The organism is Virgibacillus proomii (assembly GCF_018916875.1).
GTDB lineage: Bacteria > Bacillota > Bacilli > Bacillales > Amphibacillaceae > Virgibacillus > Virgibacillus proomii_B.
In genome coordinates this window covers 865,374-883,940 of sequence record NZ_JAHLNO010000019.1, presented here as the reverse complement: position 1 = coordinate 883,940, position 18,567 = coordinate 865,374, and the positions used below count along the sequence as shown (strand labels likewise).

Here is an 18,567-nt window from a genome sequence, read left to right as displayed (position 1 = left end):
AGTTATAACTTTATCGTATTACTTTCATAGAATAAACGAAGTTGAGAGAAACAGCTTTCCAAAAGCTTCTTTGCATTTTAAACATTAGTTTGATTTTAAAATATTGCTAAGAACACATGAGCTGCACAACTTAAGCCGTGCAGCTCTGAACCATGAGGACACGAAACGTTGTTTAACACATTATTTCGCTAAGTATTATCTTAGACCAAAATTCTGAGATAGTGCTTCGTCTTGTTGTGCAACAGCTTCAGCAGTCTTCGTTAATTGCATTTCAATTTCTTGCATTAACTGAGCAAAATCCTGTACCTTAGGTTTGAGTTGCCGGAATTGGTCATCAAAACGTTCAAATGCACGACCTTCCCATTCTCCGCGCAACTCCTCTTGTAAGTTAGATAAATCTCTTAATATTTGCTCAATTTGCTCAGCACTATGTCCATACCTTTTTGCTTTCGCCTGCAGCTGATCAGGCGTCATACGAATTTGTCCTGCCATTACACCTTCATCTCCCTTTTTAAATAATTTCTGTTGAGGCGAAAAGTAAAATTTTAGCACCTCTCCTTCTTCAAGACTAATGAAGCATTTTTTCTATGTCAATTGACTTTATGCACTTTTTAGATAATTGATAATAAAGGCCTATTTTTTCCATGTTGTACTTTTTTCACATGTTAAAAATGGGAAATATAACCTATCCTTTTGATCAGGACTTATTTCTTAGATAAGCAAAAAATATAGTTAACATTATTCTGAATATTCTTAATTAGAATTCCTGTATTTAAAACTCTACAGCAACTTCTATTTGATCTATAAAAGCATCAATAAATAACGGGCAATAAACTACTGGAAAACATAATTTTAAAGATATTCAACGTGTATAGTATTTAAACGTCGTAGTAAAAAATTTTAATGTTTAACGTATAAGTGTGAACTAAGCAGTCTTCTGCATGTTTTCTTTATCGCTTCAGAAGATCTCCAGTTTGTACGTTGCTAAACAAGCACTTCTGGCTTTTATTCTCACTTAGCACTATACCTAACTGCATACGCTCTATTTATTCAAAACTTCACCACTTCGAACTTCTTTTTCTCGAATGTTAGCAAGTAGCTTGCTGCCCGTTATTAAAAATTACATAATAAGAATATACTTCTGTGTTAGGAATAGTAATGTTACCAAAAGAAAAACGGCAATACAGCCAATGATGCTATCGCTCCTAAAGCAACGCCAAAACCAAAGCCAAATCCGAAGAAGCCAATCCCAAAGCCACCTAGACCTCTTGTTCTTTCTAAAGGTCGTAAATATACTCTATCTGAGCTTACTCTTTCAATAATTCCCCGATGAACTCTACCACCATGTGTTCGAATTTCAACTGCTTTTCCTAAGTGTTTCCTACATAGAGTATAATAATGTGCTCCTGACATATGTTCACCCCCATTATGGTCAGCTACAACATCATATGTAATTATGTCCATCCTGTAAAAGACAAATGAATCAGGTATTCTGCGGAAAATCATTCGCCCAAAAAAAATAAACTGGGTTATTACCTATATCTTTTACTAGTTATAGGCATACATTGTTAATGTAAAGGAACTGGGGTGTTAATAACAATTGAAGCAGCAATTGATGGTTATTACTATGGCACTGGGTTTAATTTAATTGTAGTATTGTTTATTCTGCTAAACGTTGTACGTGCTTTTTATGTGTAGTAACCTTTTATTAAAATGAGGAGGAATTTATATGGGTCATGGTTTTTGTGGTAGCTCTGGATATGGGTATGGTTCAAGATGCGGTTATGGTATTGGAGGCTTTGCCTTAATTGTAGTTCTATTCATTTTACTCATCATTGTTGGAGCTGCTTGGTGCTAAATGTTCTAAATCATAACAGAGCAGGTCGTTTTACTACGACCTGCTTGAAACATTATCTATTCCACATTTTTTAATTTTGCTTCTATCTCTGTCATTATTTTTGCAGCTTTTTCCCAATTTCCAGCAGAAAGCTCTTTTTGATATGCCTCAAACATAGCTGCAATTTCTTGTAGAAGCTTTTCTGAATCACTTTTTGGTAACTTTCCTTCTTCTACTTCTTGTTTTTTGGGATCTTTTTCATTGTTTTTCTTTTCTGCTCCCCGTTTTAGATCAATGTATTCAAGTATCTGATCTAATGCTTCTTCAAAGGTAGCTTCCATTACAATGTAATCTCCATAAGCCATGACGATTTGTTTAACCTCAGGTAAAGACGTTTCGTTGGCGGATTCGATATAAATTGGCTCAACATATAACATCGTATCTTCAATTGGAATAGCTAACAGATTACCGCGAATTACTTCTGATCCACCTTGCGACCACAAGTTCAGCTGCTGGGATATTCTACTATCTTGATTGATCCGATTTTCGATTTGCTGCGGGCCATAAATATTCTTTTGTTTTGGAAATCGGTATACAACCTTTTCCCCGTAATTATCTCCGTCATTACGAACCCCCATCCAAGCAATCATATTTTGCCTTTTTTTGGGTGTATATGGCATAATCAGCATAAATTCTTCGTTATCATATTCTGGTAGCTTCATCGTTACATAGTAAGGTTCCATTTCAATATCTTCATTATAATATTTCTCTGTAGGGAACTCCCAATAATCTTCCCGATTATAAAATACTTCAAGGTTTTCCATATGGTATGTTCCATACATTTTAGCCTGAACCGTAAATAGTTTTTCCGGGTAGCGAAAATGAGAGCGAATATCAGCAGGAATATCATTGGTAAATAATTCAGGAAAAATATTGGCATATGTTTTAAGTAAAGGATCATCTGCTTCAGCTATATAAAAGTTAACCTTTCCTGTATAAGCATCGACTACTACTTTTACCGAATTCCGTATATAGTTATTTTTGCCAGCATATGGCTCTGCAAATGGGTAACCATCTGTTGTTACATAGGCATCAATCAGCCATGCAAGGCTCCCATCTTCCCGTACAAAAATATATGGATCATCATCATATTGGAAAAAAGGTGCAATTCGTCTTACTCGCTCCATAATATTCCGAGTATCTAATAATTGACTATCCTTGTTAATTTGGTCAGAAATTAGCATACGAAAAGATCCTTCGTTAAGTGCAAATAATAACCGCTTTAATCCTGTTAGCGGTATTCCACTATTCGCCTCAAAACGAGTAGACATATTTTCATCACCTGAAGGATAGTCAAATTCATCTACTTTACTATTTACAATAACATTATTGTAATTTTCTTCCCCAAAATATATTTGCGGCTTGTTTATGTCAAGCGCTCCTTCTGGTGGGATGTTTTTCACTAAATATTTCGGTTGTCCTTGCTTCGTTATTTCATTTACTTGACTCATTGCAATCCCATAACCATGTGTATAACGAAGCTTTTCATTTACCCACGTTTTTGCTTGTGATGGAAGCTTAACCGTGTTTAATTCTCTTGCACCGATAAATACTTGCTGGTATGCTCCATCAATCATGTAACGATCAATATCTATATTCTGGAACTGATAATATGTCCTAAATGTTTGTAATTGATTATAAATTTCCAGTAACGGCCTCGAATCATTAATTCTTACATTATCTAGCGTCAGCTTATTTCTTGTCAACATCTCTTGATTAAGTGTTTCGCTTGCAGGATGCTCCTTCTCTTTCACCTCATCCAATTGATACGCCACTCTTGTATAATTCAAGTTATGCTTTAAATACGGGGCTTCCTTGGAAAATTCATTTGGCGAAACGATAAATTGCTGCACACCTGCAGAAACAAATTGAGCAGTAATGACAAAGATCACATACATAACAATTGGAGTGATCATGCGATAATAGCTTTTCCGATAAAGCTCGATAATCATCCAAATAGACCCCAATAATGCCATCCCAGCTAAGATGTAAGCAGCGGGAATATTTACGAATCTATCGGTGTAACTTAAACCATGAACGACGCTTTCCTGAAACATGTTTACTTTATTTGTTAATAAGGTATGGAATGGCTTGATAGCATGTAAAGCTGCTAAAAGCAGACCAATGATTGCTAAAGTAACCCCTAAGTGAAGCTGAGCGAGTCGACTCTTTTGATAAAGCTGGAAAAACGAATAAAAGCTTATTTCAATTACAAGATAGAAAAGACTTAGTCCTAGCAATACATAAATACCAATCTCGAGCATCGGTAAAATGAACATATAGAATGATAGATCCAGCTTAAAATACGGATCGGAAATACCAAAAGAAGAATGGTGGGTTGCCTTTAACAGCGGCTCCCATCCTATGCCTTGAACAATCATACTGCCAACCGTACCGATTAAAAAGGAAATTCCAAATAATACCAGTCTGCTCTGTTTATGATTTTTTATCAAAGCTGGTAAACGCCCATCATGAAAATAAGCAAGGTATGTTTTTCTAATCCATGCCAGCGTGAAATAAGCACTTATAAAAAAGAGAAAAAAACCAATTAAACCAAGTAATATTTTACTTTTTATAATCGTGATAAAAATACTGCCAAACTGCAATGAATCCAACCAAATATAATTAATGACCCATCGGAAGCTCAACAAACCGATCATCAATAAGATAATAATACAGCCTAGTGTAATAGCGAATCCATTACCAATTCGTCGCCATTTATACGGCCATACTTTTTTATGATTAACCTCCAAGATGTTACCTCCTGTGTAACATTTTCTTCTATTGTAACAAACTTACTCCAAAATAGTAGTTAATACGAAATTGAGTTTTTAATCTGATTTATCAAATATTAAGTAACATTTTACGAGACAGCCGTTTGTTTCTTTCCAAGGATAAAAGAGAGGTTTCATCTTATAATAGCAACATAAAGAAAGCCAAGCTGCTCTAGACGCATGGCGCTTTTTCCAACTACTGCTGATAGTTACAATTATAAAAAATAATCTCTACTAGAAATATATCCGTTTCTTTAGAAAAACTTGGCTTGTCGCCAAGTCTTTAGCGAAAGCTGTAGTTTTTCTTATACTATAAAGCCTAAAGTTTTATACTTTCCTATAGTACAAAAAAGGAAAGCGCTCGGTTAACAGCGTACAAACTGGAGAATTAATCACAACACGCGAGGGTGTTGGCGTATCGTTGGTAAAATCAAAGTTTGCTAGGTGCTTGAGCACATACACTATACGAAGCTACTTTTAAAAAAGATATCCACCATGGAAAAACAGACATCATTTTCTAGTGTATGAATAACTTATAACACATTTTCTTGCCTATCATCGGATTTCGATATCCTGCTCTCAACCTTGATCATTCAATATTACAAATAACTTGATTGGATTAATCTTTTTTCACATTTTTTTAACTGTAAATTAACTAACTTCATAATTAATTTATAATTATCCGTTCTATTAAAAATAACATGTTGCATAGAATATAGAAAGACTAGGAAAGGTTGACTAACTATGAAACGAATACTACTAACTATGTTTTTTAGTATGAGCATCCTCTTTTTTATCATCACTTTTTTAACTATGCCTCGAATTCATGCTAATTTCTTCGAGATCCCTATTATTAATAAAATAACAAATTCTGCTATATTTACCGATGCTCTATTTATGATGATGAGCACTGAGGTTCCACAGTTGCAAACAGCCTTAGCAACAAATGAAGTGGAAGTTCCACAATGGTCCAAATTACTGCTAGAAGGAGCTGCAGGTGTAACTCCTCGGAATTTCTCTAGTTTGTTAAACTTAGAGCTTCCTGGAAAAAACCCTATCTTTCCAATTCAATTAGCTACAACCGGCTCCGAAAGCGAACATATGCCAATCGAGTCCCCGCCCCCTGATTTTGAAGAACTGTTAAAAGAGGATGCTGAAGAAACGAAAGAAGAAAAACCAAAAGAACAAACTACCAAAAAAGAAGAGGCAACTATTTTTATCTACCATAGTCACAGTTGGGAAGCATTTTTACCACTGTTAGGGGATAAGCAAAAAAAGCCTTCTAATGCTTCTAGTACAAATAATAGTAAAAACATTGTAATGGTAGGATCTTTACTGAGCCAACAATTGGAAAAACAAGGTATACCCACGTTCCATGATACAACCAATGTTACTGCAGGTTTACATGCTATGGGCGGCGACTATTATGATTCCTATGACTTCTCGAGAAAAACCGTTCAAAAGGCTATATCAATAAATAAAAACATCGAATACTTTATTGATATTCATCGCGATGCCCAACGAAAAGATATTACAACCGCGACTATCGATAACAAGCCGTATGCAAAATTATACTTCATAGTCGGTATCGAACATAAAAACTATAAGCAAAATCTAGCATTTGTTGAGCAATTAAATCAAGCTTTAGAAGCAAAATATCCAGGAATTAGTCGAGGCATCTTTTTAAAGGATAAATCAGAGGGAAACGGAGTATACAATCAGGATTTATCTCAAAAATCAATTCTGATTGAAATTGGCGGTGTCGATAATAATAAAGAAGAACTGCAAAATACATCTAAGGCACTAGCTGAAGTAATTAGCGAATATCACTCGAATGCTAAAAAAGTAAATTAGAAAAACTTGGCTTGTCGCCAAGTCTTTAGAGAAAGCTGTAGTTTTACTTATACTATAAATCCTAAAATTCTATACTTTCCTATAGTACAAAGAAAATTAGCCAGTAACACTTTTTCAAGCTACTCTAAGCTATAAAAATACCATGATAGTAACGGCTTGATATAAAACAATATCAAGTCTTTTCTTTGTCAGGAAATTATATCCGTTTCTACCTTGTGGATAACCTTTTTGAGGATAAGGGAGAGCCCAAAAATCAAGCCAATAAAGAAGCCGAAACCTTTACGCTTTAGGCCAGTTTAGTCCACTTATAGGTTGGACATAAAGTAAAAAAATTCATATAGAAGTGATTTTCTCTCCTTGAAGTGAAATAATCGCGAAAATTGCATTCGATGCCTAGCCAAGAAGTCTTACTTGTTCTTGAAAAAGAAAACCACTTTTTCTTTGTACGGTGTATTACTGTCGAAGCTTCTCTGTCCCGTCAATCCGAACGAATGAGCATTTAAAGTCGTTTTTTTTCACATAGTTTAAGTTACATATGGTATTAAGAGCTTCTCGTATCGTTTTAACTTCATAGCTCTAAATTTTATCCATTTTTGAATCAGATGAGATTCGCTTTTGCCGTTTTTACCGGACTTTTTGGACATCTTCCTTAAACAAAAAGATAGAGAAATTTTCAGCAAATATTCTCCGTATCTTTTATGATGAAACCTAGTTCTTTTTCATTATGTAAAAATAAATCAAGATTAATCTTTTTTTGAAACTTTTATAACGATTTACTCGTATGATTAAATAAAGTGAAACTTCATTCAGTAGGAGTTTTCTTCCATCTCCTACTGAATGTTAGTACCTAGAAGGGTATGACCTAAAGACCCTTGAACGAATCGGGCATTTAGGTGCCGCTTTCTCCCACTTAGAACCTTTTGTACCAACTAAGGCTCTTGAAGTGGGAGTCTTACGGCACCTTACATACGGGATAAACAACTCCTATCGTTCAGAAGGATATAAAAACTAGTTTCAAATTACTTCCCTGTTTTACTGCAATGCTCAAATGCTTCCAGAAGAATAATTAATGAAGGAGGTGATACATATGACTATATTTGGAATTCCCGTTGAAACCATCTACTTATATATGTTAACCATTGCTGGTGCGCTGATTCTTCTTTACATTTTCTTTGGAGATATGTTTGAAGGTATTGGTGAAATATTTCCAATAGCTAACCCTATTCTTATTTTAGCTTTTATTACTTTTTTCTCTGCTTCAGGTTATTTATTGGAAACAATGACTAGCTTGTCTAGTTTACTAATTATAATTATTTCAGCACTAATTTCACTTATTCTGGATATATTGTTACATGTATTTGTCCTTGTACCGTTAGCATCAGCTGAACAATCCCTAGGGTATACCGAGTCTTCATTAGCGGGGCGGATAGGAAAAATCATTATTGCAGTCCCTGCTGATGGATATGGGGAAGTTGTTATTGAGAGTAAAAGTGGAAGAATCTCTAAACCAGCAACTACCTTTAATAAACAGCCTATTGCTGAAGGTACAGAAGTCTTGGTTTTAGAGGTTAGAGAAGGGGTTCTTTACATTGAACCATATAATAACGATTTAGATCAATAAAGTGAAATTTGATTCAAGAAGTATTTTCTCTGGGTGAAACAAAAGTCGCGATGTATCGTTTTCGTCCATCGTTTTCCTTGTCCGTGAAAAAACGCGATGTATTGCTGTCGTAGCAACTCTGTCCTTGAAAAAGAAAAGCACTTTTTCTGCATGCGATGACTATTCAAGTAGCTTTCCTTGTCCTTGAAAAAGAAAAGCACTTTTTCTGCATGCGATGACTATTCAAGTAGCTTTCCTTGTCCTTGAAAAAGAAGGGCGCTTTTTCTGCGTGCGGTGTCTATTCAAGTAGCTTTCCTTGTCCTTGAAAAAGAAGGGCGCTTTTTCTGCGTGCGGTGTCTATTCAAGTAGCTTTCCTTGTCCTGTCTACTCGAACGGCTAGGGTATTTAGGTGCCGTTATTTCCACTTAACCGTCTTCGCATTCTCTATAACTATCGAAGTGAGAGTAATAAAGATAATTCAGTTAACAGCAGCGTTCTCTTTTCAGGGATTGCTTGTTAATAAATAATAACACGTATAGGAGGAATCATATGTTTGAAGGATTTTGGATTATTATTGGAATTGTTGTATTTTTATTACTAGCTTTAATTGGTGTTTTTGTTTCTAAATACCGAACTGCTGGACCTGACGAGGCGTTAATTGTTACAGGAAGCTATCTAGGCGGAAAAAATGTACATGTCGATGAATCAGGAAATAAAATTAAAATTATTCGTGGTGGAGGCACATTTGTTTTACCAGTATTTCAACAAGCAGAACCTATCAGCTTATTATCAAGTAAATTAGAAGTAACTACTCCTGAAGTATATACCGAACAAGGTGTACCGGTAATGGCAGATGGAACCGCAATCATAAAAATTGGCAGCTCGATTAGCGAAATCGCTACTGCAGCAGAACAGTTTTTAGGAAAATCAAAGGAAGACCTAGAAGTTGAAGCAAAAGAAGTACTGGAAGGTCACCTGCGTTCCATTTTAGGCTCTATGACGGTTGAAGAAATATACAAAAATCGGGATAAATTTTCTCAAGAGGTACAACGGGTCGCCTCTCAAGATTTGGCTAAAATGGGGTTAGTTATCGTTTCATTTACCATTAAAGATGTTAAAGATAAAAATGGCTACTTAGACTCTTTAGGTAAACCTAGAATTGCTCAAGTAAAAAGAGATGCCGATATTGCAACCGCAGAAGCAGATAAGGAAACAAGAATTAAACAAGCTGAGGCTGCTAAGGAAGCAAAGAAAGCTGAACTAGAACGAGCTACAGAAATTGCGGAGGCAGAAAAAGTAAACCAATTAAAAACTGCCGAGTATCGTCGTGAACAGGATATTGCCAAAGCGCGTGCTGACCAAGCCTATGATTTGGAAACTGCACGAGCAAAGCAAGATGTTACCGAGCAAGAAATGCAAATTAAAATTATTGAGCGGCAAAAGCAAATTGAATTAGAGGAAAAAGAAATTTTAAGACGAGAAAGACAGTATGATTCAGAAGTTAAAAAGAAGGCAGATGCAGATCGTTATGCTGTGGAACAAGCAGCTGCAGCAGATAAAATGAAGCAAATGGCAGAAGCAGAGGCAAATCAATACCGAATTGAAGCTGAAGCTAAAGCCGAAGCGGAACGAGTTCGCGTAGACGGTCTTGCAAAAGCAGAAGCACAAAGAGCACAAGGAGAATCAGAAGCGGATATTATCCGACTAACTGGATTAGCTGAAGCCGAAGCAAAACGCAAGATTGCTGAAGCCTTTGAACAATACGGTCAAGCTGCAATTTTGGATATGGTTATAAAAATGTTACCTGAATATGCAAGAGAGATCGCAAATCCACTGGCAAATATTGATAAGATTACAGTCGTTGATACAGGCGGAAGCGACAGTGGCGGCGGTGCGAATAAAGTTTCAGGATATGCAACCAATTTAATGGCAAATTTGCAGGAGTCACTTAAAGCATCCTCTGGTATTGATATAAAAGAGCTATTAGAAAATATCAGTGGCAAAACACATTCGACAGATGATTATGACTTGAGTCAACCACTATATAATAAGGAAGAAAAAGAATCTCAACTTGCTGAGATAGATAAATAATAAAGCAAAAGCAACATAAAGCATAGCTGAGGGGCATTTTATAATGCTCCTCTTTGTATTTGTAAATACGCCTTTACACGTGAACAATTGCTATAATATTTTTTCTGCTTTTTTACATAAGTGGTGCAAAATACCATACTATTTAAAAGAAGCAGTAATACCAAATGTTTAATTTGCAGAGAACAACTAGCTAAAAATTGTTGCTAGCTTGAAATCAAACCATTATATACAATTCTACACGGTAAACTTTAACGTGAAAACAGATGGTAAGTAGCTTTAAAAACCTTTCTCTTTTCTTTACCAATACGGTGAAATAGATTATAAGTATAGGAAATTAACGTTGTTATCGAAATTATTACATTTCTAAAGCCGTCTTTGAAACCAACGTTCTCTATATGATTACGTTCCTTATGATGTACCTCATTGAATTTGTCAACGATGCAAAATGGAAATTTATGTTTTAAAAATCCATCTCCTTGAATTATTATATCTCAATCCACAAAACTCAGGTAGTCAAAATGAGGCTAATACATAATTACTAGAAGTTTATTCAATCTTAATGTTAGTCGTCAGAATTTCTTAATAATGCTTATGTTTCATCATAAACATACTCACTACCTTCCAGCAAAGTTTTACCAATCTATTAATTTCTCCCTAACGAAAAACAGGATTGCCTATTTTGAAGCAATCCTGTTTTTACAAAGTTACTATTTTACTACGATTTCATATTCCTTTTGCTCTTTTATACCATCATCCGCTTTAACTTGTACCTTTAATTGATAAGTTCCAGACTCAGAAAACACGTATGTTCCTGTATATTCCCCTGCTGTACCCTCAGTTGCCTTGATCGTTTCTTTATCAACTTGTCCTTCTTTGTTTACTTCATATTGAACAGAAGCTTTTTCCAATGGTTTCTCATCCATTTGCAAGTGAACCATCAATTCTGTTTCTTCGCCTACCACAACATTTTCCGGTTCCATAAAATGGAGAGCAAAACCTTCTGGATTATCATGACCTTCATGACCTTCAACAGCTTCCTCTTCACCTACCGTTATTGCCTTTTTAGGCATGGTGTGAAGATCCCTAGCCGTTGTATGAGCATACATTTCGTACACACCAGCTTCTTCAAACGTCATTTCCGCTGTATAGGTTCCATCTTTATGATTCTTACCATCTATTTTCGTACTGTCATCTTTTTTATCTTTTTTCCAAACTTCAAACACAACCTCATCTGCATCGGTTACTTTTTCATCGCCATATGTAACGGTTGCTTTTAACTCAACAGTCTCCCCCGGTTCTGCAGTTTCTGGAATTTCGAAATCCACTTTTAGTTCCTTTAGTTCTTCTGCTAACTCCTCTTCACCTGCTTTTGTGTCTTCCCCTTTTTTAGCACCACCTTCTGGATTGCCACAAGCTGCCAAAAACATAATAATTAAAATAGATACTAGTAATGATATTTTTTTCATGATACAACCATTCCCCTTTTATTAATGATTTTTACATTGAAACGTTCCACTCATTTTCTTGAGCAGAACTTCTGTAATATCTTCGTAAGAATATATCTTTCCCCCAAAGCCTTTGACAAATTTTTCTGCATGTTCACGCCATTCAAAGGTTAATATTTGTGGATGACAACATCCCATATGCAAAGTAGTATCTGTCACATACCATGCTAATGGAGCACTTATAGTTGTTTGTCTTAGAAAATCAGAACAAATTGCTTGTATGACCTGATTTCCTAATTGCTGTTGCCGAAGTAAACCACAATGAGCACAGCATGTAACTTCAATGTTATTATTTGTTAAAATTAATCGATAGGCTAATTTTTCATTAATTGCTCGACTACAATAAGTACAGTGGTTCTTTTGCTGTTCATTTACATCAGTTTCCACTAATGAAATGCCACCAAAAGTCTTGGTTAAAACCCCTTCCTCCTCTAACGCTTTAACGTCGCGATGAATTGTCATTTCCGAGACACCAAACTCTTTACTTAAGTCGGATATACGCAAATTCTTTCTTTCAAGTATAAGCTTTTTTATCCGCTTCCTTCTTTCAAGTGGTAACATGATTTCTCCCTCCCCCAATACGTAACATCTTTTAACACTTTAAAACATAATATATCATTTGCAATCGAATACATCAACAAAATTTATATGAAAACTTCGTGAATTACTCTGAAAGTTGTAGTTATCTGACGGCTTATCCAACATTTATAAATAATTTTCATTTAGCTTTCTTACATAACAACTAGCGCATGTTCAAAAGTGGAGAAGCACGAAACGTCCTGTTGCAACGCTGATACTAGCACAATTATCGAGTCGAAGTTCGAGGATGGGTAGTTTCAAGTAACACACTTGTACAGGACGTACTGACTTCGACGTTGCCTACAGGACGTGGACGTTTTTAGTAGAAGGTCTTTTTGTAGATTATGAGCACAAACGGCTTTCTCAAAATTTATTCCAAAATAGGAAAATTGTTTTTCTTTTCCAAGGAACGGAGAAGCAAGTAAATAAAGAAAACATGGTTAGTAGCAAGAAAAGCGCAGACGATAGCCTAGTTGCACTTATACTTAGAACTTAAAAATTTTTAACTACGTTAAATGAACTTCAACGCTAAAATTTTATCCGTTCTAACGTGTGATGAAATTGGATAAGACATTTCGACCCGATTTTTTGGGGAGGAGGATCACCAGATAAATGGAGAAGATAACTGTTTCACAACTATTTGCCTGTTGAGTACCGGATTAAATACTCATGTAATCGTTATCCCAACTGCCGAAAGGGGGATGCTGGATAAGCATTTTATTAGTTATGCATTCATTTACCCTGCTTTTACCTTTGTTTTGAAGAATTGGCTGGTCTTTGATGGGCACCAAATCATACTAAAAACGTGATGGTGAATCTCGTGAAGGATGACCAAACAGTTGGTGTAGTAAGATTCAGTAAAAATCGATATCGTGTTAGGAAAAAATGGTTTTCATGTGGATCTCATTATTACAGCTGACGGTTCATTAACTGACGTAAAAGAATCATTATCAGGAAAAGAGATGGAACAGCCAGTAGCAGCACAAATCGTTAAGGAAGTTAAACAAACCTATATAATCGGGATTGAAAAAGAAGCAAATGTAAATTATATAAAGTGAAACTTCCATGAGCGGGGGTTTTCTTTCATCCCCCACTCATGGTTAGTACCTTAATGGTATGACCTAAAGGCCCTTGAACCAATCGGACATTTGACTTTCCGTTATCCCCCACCTAGACTTCTTCGCTGCCTCTTACTCCCCGAGGTGGGGGTCTTACTGCCAGTTAGATGTGGGATAAAAAATAAACTATTTCAAGAAAGAATACATCTAGATAAATTGAAAAAATATGACTTAACTCCAGACTTTAATAAACATCACCGTAAATTTCTACTTAGAAACGCAAGGTGTTTCAGAGTGACTTTCTATTATTTAACCACACCATTTTCCAATACTGCTTTTGATTTGTGTTATTAAGCATAAATGTGCAAAGTGTTGATCATTTATAAATCCAGTTGTAAAATTTCCAGCGTATTGCTTTAACAAATGATCAAGCGAACTTTAATAACGTTTTGGCAGAATTGATTTCGCCCACTGTCCTCCTTCTTTTTTAAGGTACAACCCAACTTTACCGCACAAAATAAAGTGCTCTGGAAAGGTTCAAGCAATAATAAATTGGATATTCCGTAATAGCTGTTGGGGTTTCATGAACATCCTGATAGACGGAGGATATAAAATATCGTTTGAACCGATAGCAAGTTTCACCATTTCCTTTCTTACACCATCATACTTATCGTAGGAAGAATAGCGAAGTTTTCTGCAACATGAATGATAAGCTAGCCGAACTACTTTCAAAAAGATATAGATATACATTAGGTGAAAACGAATATTATACCCTAGACAACTAAAAAACCGCTGAACCAGATTTACTTCTATTCGGCGACGTTTCATCAGCAAAAAGAATCATTTGATTTTGGAACCGACAAACCAAACATCGGTCGAAGATATAGTGCAATAAATGTGCCTGCTAAAGCCAAAATTCCCCAAATATATCCATGTAAGCTAAATGAAGCAATTCCTCCAAAATAAGCACCAATATTACAACCAAAGGCGAGCCTTGCCCCATATCCCATTAGCAGCCCGCCAATAACTGATGCAGCTGCATTTTTAGCATTTAATCTCGTAAACTGAAATAGTCCACCTAGAGCTGAAGCGATAAATGCACCAAGGACAACTCCAAAATTTAATACAGTGGTAGAATCAGCAAATATCGAAGTTTGTAAAATTTCAGCATTTTCCCCTTGCCAATATCCCCAACTTGCTACATCGACTCCAAATAATTGTGCTAATTTCGACCCCCACAATGCAAATGCAGAAGTGATCCCCCATGGCGTACCACGGGTCATTAGCGTAAGTGCATTTAAAACTGCTAATACAATAGCAGCTGCAAATAATGGCCATGAACCTCGACAAATTCGTCTCCACCCTTGTGCAGAAGGTAACGAAGCCATTTTAGGAGCTTTCTTTTTTCGTTCAACAATGATGGTAAACCACGCAATAAGCCCAAAAATAGCAAGGGATAATACCCATGCCCCACCATATCCTAATCCGGTCGAAGTTGCTAGAGAAATCTTACCCAAACTTGGAAGTTCGTTTGTCCAAAACGGAAGATGTTTCGCTCCAATGGTTGAACCAATAATAAAGAAGAAAAGCGTTATAAACATAACCGATCGACCCCCGCCAACCGCATACAAGGTTCCCGAAGCACACCCTCCCCCAAGCTGCATACCGATACCAAAGATAAACGCTCCTACGATAAGGCTAACTCCTACAGGAGAAACATAACCGCTAACTTCTGTTCCAAAAAAAGAATAACCGTATGCTAAAATGGGAGCAAATAAAGTAACGGCAACAGCCAACATAAGCATATGAGAACGCAGCGCTTGACCATTTCCAACTGACATAAATCGTCTAAAGGCAGAGGTAAAACCAAACCGAGCATGAAACAGTGTAAATCCTAGTAATGTGCCAATAATAAGCAACAATGGTTGAATGATAGATTGTGTTATCAATAAATACACGAATAAAATTGCCGTTACCGTTAGACCACTTAACACTAATGTCTGCTGTGGTTTATTTAATTCTACCTTTTCTTTAGAAACCGTATTTGTTTCTTCTTTAATTAAAGCCACCAAAAACACTCCTTTCTTATAAAAATAGTCGGATTTATTTCATTATAATACACTTTTGTTAATTTGGTGTCAATAAAATACACGCTCTCTTTATATATTTGGAGTTGCGGGAAACTGCGGCTAGATCGATTATGTTAGAAAAATAAAACAATCGAAATAAAGTGAAACTTCATTCAGTAGGAGTTTTCTTCCATCTCCTACTGAATGTTAGTACCTAGAAGGGTATGACCTAAAGGCCCTTGAACGAATCGGGCATTAAGGTGCCGTTTTCTCCCACTTAGACCCTTTTGTACCAACCCAGGCTCTTCAAGTGGGAGTCTTACGGCACCTTACATGCGGGATAAACATAACAAACAACGTTCCGATTCAGAGTTGGAAAGAAATAGAACAGCTCAAATAGTCAAAAGCGCATACACTCGGCAAGCGGCGTACAAACAGTAGAATTTTTGACGAGATAATGGAAATTTTATTCAGGGAGTGCTTTTCTCCTTAAAAAAGGAAAGCACTTTTTCTGCGTGCGATGTATCGCTATCGTAGTCTTTCTTGTCCTTAAAAAAGGAAAGCACTTTTTCTGCGTGCGATGTATTGCTGTCGTAGCTTTCCTTGTCCTTGAAAAAGAAGAACGCTTTTTCTGCGTGCGATGTATTGCTGTCGTAGCTTTCCTTGTCCTGTCGCCCAAGTGAATCGGGAACTAGGAGCCATTTCTTTCAAACACTGGCAAAATCATAAGCAGATTTTTCAAATAAGAGAAATACGGCTCTTTAAGGATAAAGAAAACATGCCTCTAAAACATGGGTATGTCGATGCCTGAGTGACAAGCCCGCTTTTAGTCGGCCTTCCTTTAGATTCGAGCCGAAGTGTAGGAAAATCAATTTGTTGACTTATTGTAGGAAGAAAATCGAAGTTTGCTACAGAGCGCTTAAACTAGACGAAGTTATTTTTTAAAAAAGAGAGCCACATTGTAAAACAGATATATTATCCTAGACAATACGCAAACAAACTTATAAGCCCCCAAATCAACTTGGACACTAAGAGTGGGATATCATATAATACTTAAGTGTCAAGGAGACTAATACCATGAAACGTACAAGACATTCCAAAGAATTTAAAATACAAGTTATAAAAGAAGTGATGGAAACAGGAAAAACATCTGTTGTTGCACGTCGTTATGAACTCAACGCCAATATGGTGACAAGATGGGTTCGAGAGTACAAAGACGGCAAGTATGGTAATGTGGATGTAACAACTGTTAGGACCTTGATTCCAAGCAACTTGCGAATGAAAATGACCACTTAAAAAAACGATTGGGTGAAAAGGATCTTGAAATAGCTATTTTGCGAGACCTTATTAGAAAGACTTGGCTTGTCGCCAAGTCTTTATGGCGAAAGCTGTAGTTTTTCTTATACTATAAACCCTAAAATTTTATACTTTCCTATAGTATAAAAAAGCAGAACCCTTACTTACTGAAAAAATGAAAGTAGCCGATACATGGATTCAAAAAGGATACACCATAAAATTAGTGTTAAAAATATGGAACATTTCCCGTTCCACATACTATTATCGGAAGAATTACAGTGTCGAAGAGAAGCAAGTGAGTGAGGGTCGTCCAGCACCAGACTACTCCATCAATAAGGACGGAAAGAAAATAGCTGATGAACAGATTAAAGAATTTTTGTTAGAGCTTATATCTGGCGAGTGTAACAGTTACGGCTATCGCAAATTAACTGTTATCCTTCGCCGTCAATACAAGCTAATCATCAATAAAAAGAAGGTGTATCGTCTCTATAAAGAACTAGATACTCTTACATCCTCAAAGAAGGAAAAGAGTTTCACCTCCTAGAAAATTGGCGTGAAATCATACAATTACTGAATCCAACCAACTATGGGAGGCGGATATAAAATACGGATATATTCACGGTGAAGATCGATTCCTATTTGTTTTTTCCATTATCGATATTTGTGATAAGTCCATTGTTGCTTATCATATAGGGCTACATTGTGGTGCGAAAGATACCGTACAGACATTGTATAGAGCTTTGTTGAAACGCCAGCTATTTGAAGTAGAAGATAAACCTATTATACGTACAGATAACGGTCCACAGTTTATTTCTAACACGTTTGAAGACTATTGCAAAGATCGTGCTATGGAACATGAACGAATACCGTCAAAAACGCCAAATATGAATGCGCATATTGAATCATTCCATCGGATTATGGAAGATGATTGGATGTCCAGGTTCGAGTTTGCAACCTATGAAGAAGCATATGAAGCGATTACAGATTTCATGGACTTTTACAACCATCGACGCATTCATTCAAGCATTGATGACTTGGCACCAAAAGAATTTTATGAATTACATAAGGAGAAGAAGATAGATATAAAGGAAATCCAGGTTTAATCTCCCTTATCATTTTTCTCCTTTTTGTCCTCGCCTAGAAACATGCCAGTACTGGAATGGAATCAAGGGCGAAGCGTAGCGAAGGGTGAAGCCTTTACCCTTGATGAGATAAATAAGGGGTAGTTCCTATAATTTTTAATCGGTATATTTTCTATCTTTGATCTTTTTATTTTTCTATCCCTTTACATATTTAAAAAGCATTTGAAACATAACGTCTCAAATGCTTACACACTAGTAAGTCCCCTCACAATTAGACCTGCGCTCTAGTAACTTATCTTTCCAAGCCAATATAAGTTTACAAAACTCCTTCGTTTCCATATATTCCTTTGGTGGTGGGTCATCCAATATATCCGCCAGTGAAACAGAAGTTATTTCCGATTTAATGACAACTGTTGGAGCATTAATCATTATTTCCTCTTCCACCTTTTCTTCTTTCTGTACTGAATCTATACTCCCGATTATTTCATTTGCTAGTTCTTCTGTAGCAATTTGTTCAATAAAATCAGAAAACATATCTACTTCTTCTGGAAGTTTGATTCTTAATGTTCCCAAAGGGTCTTTATAAAAACTGAACTTATATTTCATTTCTTCTATCACTTCCTTTTCCTCATTATATTTAGGATTAGCAATAGCAATTGTTCCATCTTTATTCAAAAACATCTTAATTTTCATACCAGATGAAGTTATTCCGTAGTATTGTCTTTTCTTTTCACTAATCACAACTTTATTTTTATATGCTTC

At 36.0% G+C, this 18,567-nt stretch carries 17 protein-coding genes; 9 read left to right on the top strand and 8 right to left on the bottom strand.

Going from position 1 to position 18,567, the window contains the following annotated elements; all coding sequences use genetic code 11:
- Positions 1–195: 195 nt before the first annotated feature.
- Together KQI21_RS11355 and KQI21_RS11350 are read right to left on the bottom strand one after the other, a co-directional pair.
- On the bottom strand, positions 196–492 hold the full coding sequence (locus tag KQI21_RS11355) for a WXG100 family type VII secretion target (RefSeq protein WP_216484263.1): 297 nt from the start codon (positions 490–492) through the stop codon (positions 196–198).
- A 669-nt stretch (positions 493–1,161) separates the two neighbouring features.
- Complete coding sequence (locus KQI21_RS11350; RefSeq protein ID WP_216484262.1) at positions 1,162–1,413, bottom strand: hypothetical protein; 252 nt, start codon at positions 1,411–1,413, stop codon at positions 1,162–1,164.
- A 174-nt stretch (positions 1,414–1,587) separates the two neighbouring features.
- On the opposite strand from KQI21_RS11350, the gene KQI21_RS16195 reads away from it, so the two are divergent.
- The gene (locus KQI21_RS16195) at positions 1,588–1,698 is read left to right on the top strand and encodes a YjcZ family sporulation protein (protein ID WP_309245541.1); all 111 of its coding nucleotides are present in this window, start codon (positions 1,588–1,590) and stop codon (positions 1,696–1,698) included.
- A 91-nt stretch (positions 1,699–1,789) separates the two neighbouring features.
- On the top strand, positions 1,790–1,858 hold the full coding sequence (locus KQI21_RS16850; protein WP_373687663.1) for a YjcZ family sporulation protein: 69 nt from the start codon (positions 1,790–1,792) through the stop codon (positions 1,856–1,858).
- Positions 1,859–1,914: 56 nt separating this feature from the next.
- Here KQI21_RS16850 and KQI21_RS11335 read toward each other — a convergent pair whose 3' ends face one another.
- Positions 1,915–4,650: a UPF0182 family membrane protein gene (locus KQI21_RS11335; RefSeq protein ID WP_253291406.1), complete on the bottom strand. Its 2,736-nt coding sequence runs from the start codon at positions 4,648–4,650 to the stop codon at positions 1,915–1,917.
- 765 nt (positions 4,651–5,415) lie between these two features.
- Between KQI21_RS11335 and spoIIP the strand changes: the two genes are divergently transcribed.
- The 3 genes from spoIIP (at position 5,416) to floT (ending at position 10,216) form a co-directional block, all read left to right on the top strand.
- Positions 5,416–6,525, top strand: coding sequence for a stage II sporulation protein P (gene spoIIP / locus KQI21_RS11330; protein ID WP_216484260.1), 1,110 nt, complete (start codon positions 5,416–5,418; stop codon positions 6,523–6,525).
- 1,087 nt (positions 6,526–7,612) lie between these two features.
- On the top strand, positions 7,613–8,146 hold the full coding sequence (locus tag KQI21_RS11325) for an NfeD family membrane protein (RefSeq protein ID WP_216484259.1): 534 nt from the start codon (positions 7,613–7,615) through the stop codon (positions 8,144–8,146).
- A gap of 528 nt (positions 8,147–8,674) precedes the next feature.
- Positions 8,675–10,216 carry a flotillin lipid rafts scaffold protein FloT gene (floT, locus tag KQI21_RS11320; protein WP_216484258.1) on the top strand — a complete coding sequence of 514 codons (1,542 nt, stop codon included), beginning with the start codon at positions 8,675–8,677 and terminating at the stop codon, positions 10,214–10,216.
- A gap of 707 nt (positions 10,217–10,923) precedes the next feature.
- Here floT and KQI21_RS11315 read toward each other — a convergent pair.
- Complete coding sequence (locus KQI21_RS11315) at positions 10,924–11,682, bottom strand: FixH family protein (RefSeq protein ID WP_216484257.1); 759 nt, start codon at positions 11,680–11,682, stop codon at positions 10,924–10,926.
- 21 nt (positions 11,683–11,703) lie between these two features.
- On the bottom strand, positions 11,704–12,282 hold the full coding sequence (locus KQI21_RS11310; protein ID WP_216484256.1) for a DeoR family transcriptional regulator: 579 nt from the start codon (positions 12,280–12,282) through the stop codon (positions 11,704–11,706).
- Positions 12,283–13,196: 914 nt separating this feature from the next.
- Here KQI21_RS11310 and KQI21_RS11305 point away from each other — a divergent pair.
- A complete protein-coding gene (locus KQI21_RS11305) occupies positions 13,197–13,358 on the top strand; it encodes a hypothetical protein (RefSeq protein ID WP_216484255.1) in 162 nt (53 codons plus the stop codon).
- Positions 13,359–14,185: 827 nt separating this feature from the next.
- Here the strand turns inward: KQI21_RS11305 and KQI21_RS11295 are convergent.
- Positions 14,186–15,418 (bottom strand): YeeE/YedE family protein, encoded by a 1,233-nt coding sequence (locus KQI21_RS11295; RefSeq protein ID WP_373687662.1) that lies wholly within the window; start codon positions 15,416–15,418, stop codon positions 14,186–14,188.
- A gap of 558 nt (positions 15,419–15,976) precedes the next feature.
- Positions 15,977–16,138 (bottom strand): hypothetical protein, encoded by a 162-nt coding sequence (locus KQI21_RS11290; protein WP_216484253.1) that lies wholly within the window; start codon positions 16,136–16,138, stop codon positions 15,977–15,979.
- Positions 16,139–16,504: 366 nt separating this feature from the next.
- On the opposite strand from KQI21_RS11290, the gene KQI21_RS11285 reads away from it, so the two are divergent.
- From KQI21_RS11285 to KQI21_RS16530, 3 genes are all read left to right on the top strand, one after another.
- Positions 16,505–16,723 carry a transposase gene (locus KQI21_RS11285; protein ID WP_253291405.1) on the top strand — a complete coding sequence of 73 codons (219 nt, stop codon included), beginning with the start codon at positions 16,505–16,507 and terminating at the stop codon, positions 16,721–16,723.
- A 295-nt stretch (positions 16,724–17,018) separates the two neighbouring features.
- On the top strand, positions 17,019–17,267 hold the full coding sequence (locus KQI21_RS11280; RefSeq protein WP_216484252.1) for a helix-turn-helix domain-containing protein: 249 nt from the start codon (positions 17,019–17,021) through the stop codon (positions 17,265–17,267).
- Positions 17,268–17,289: 22 nt separating this feature from the next.
- Positions 17,290–17,826 (top strand): DDE-type integrase/transposase/recombinase, encoded by a 537-nt coding sequence (locus KQI21_RS16530; RefSeq protein WP_216484323.1) that lies wholly within the window; start codon positions 17,290–17,292, stop codon positions 17,824–17,826.
- Positions 17,827–18,057: 231 nt separating this feature from the next.
- On the opposite strand, the gene KQI21_RS11270 is transcribed toward KQI21_RS16530, so the two are convergent.
- Positions 18,058–18,486, bottom strand: coding sequence for a tRNA-Val4 (locus KQI21_RS11270; protein WP_216484251.1), 429 nt, complete (start codon positions 18,484–18,486; stop codon positions 18,058–18,060).
- Positions 18,487–18,567 lie beyond the last annotated feature (81 nt).